The organism is Vibrio sp. Vb1574, from assembly GCF_033338675.1.
Genome location: NZ_JAWOTC010000227.1, coordinates 1 through 876, shown reverse-complemented (window position 1 = coordinate 876; position 876 = coordinate 1). Strand labels below are relative to the sequence as shown.

Sequence of the window (876 nt, the reverse complement as noted above, 5' to 3'; positions counted from 1 at the left end):
AATCTGAGCATGGCAGGAAATTGGTTTCGAGATTTCACTTTTAGTGTTTTATAGCCTTGTTCTGCGACCCATTCTTCTTGAGCCTCTAACAACATCTGCGCGACTCCCTCATTTCGAGCTTGCGGCGCAACACCACCAAACCAACTATAGAAGGTGTCTTCATCCAGTTCGTAGCCGATTTTAAAACCGACAATAGCACCGTTTTTCTCAGCCACTAGGATTAGGCTGTTTTTGTCTCCAAGACGCTGTGACATCGAATCTAAGGTTTCTCCGTTGGCAAACTCTTTCACTCGAGTGACCACTTGAAGTGCCTCTTCCAACGTGCCTTCACGAATCAGCATTGTCATTGTTCTCTTCTCCAGAAATAAATATACCCAAGCACCTTGGATTTTTTGGGATATACAAGCCTTTTGTAATCCGCCTGAGGTTACTTGGGTATATGCAGACGAACAACTATTGTCGGTCTGGTTTTTCTCACTGAGCGATAATTACTCTTCTGTCGCTTCTCGAGCCATCTTTAGGTGCTGAGCGGCTTGTGCATTCTCTTCCGCTAACCACTCTGCTACGTCTTTTGCAAAGTAAGTCAGGATGCCATCGGCGCCCGCACGCTTAAAGCACAGTAGTGATTCCATTACTGTCTCGCGCTCTTTTAACCAGCCATTAAGAATCGCCGCTTTGTGCATCGCGTACTCGCCCGATACTTGGTAAGCAAATGTCGGAACTTGCAGCTCGGTTTTCACTCGGCGAACTACATCTAAGTATGGCATACCTGGCTTAACCATCACCATGTCTGCCCCTTCATTGATGTCCATTGCGACTTCATGCATTGCTTCATCAATGTTTGCTGGGTCCATTTGGTAGTTTTTCTTGTTACCA

1 protein-coding gene and 1 pseudogene are annotated in these 876 nt (G+C 46.0%); both read right to left on the bottom strand.

Going from position 1 to position 876, the window contains the following annotated elements:
* Nucleotides 1-347 (bottom strand): GNAT family N-acetyltransferase (locus R7O12_RS25035; RefSeq protein ID WP_180802407.1); only part of this gene is annotated, 347 nt, incomplete at its 3' end.
* A 141-nt stretch (nucleotides 348-488) separates the two neighbouring features.
* Nucleotides 489-876: pseudogene (locus R7O12_RS25030) on the bottom strand (porphobilinogen synthase); the annotation flags it as partial.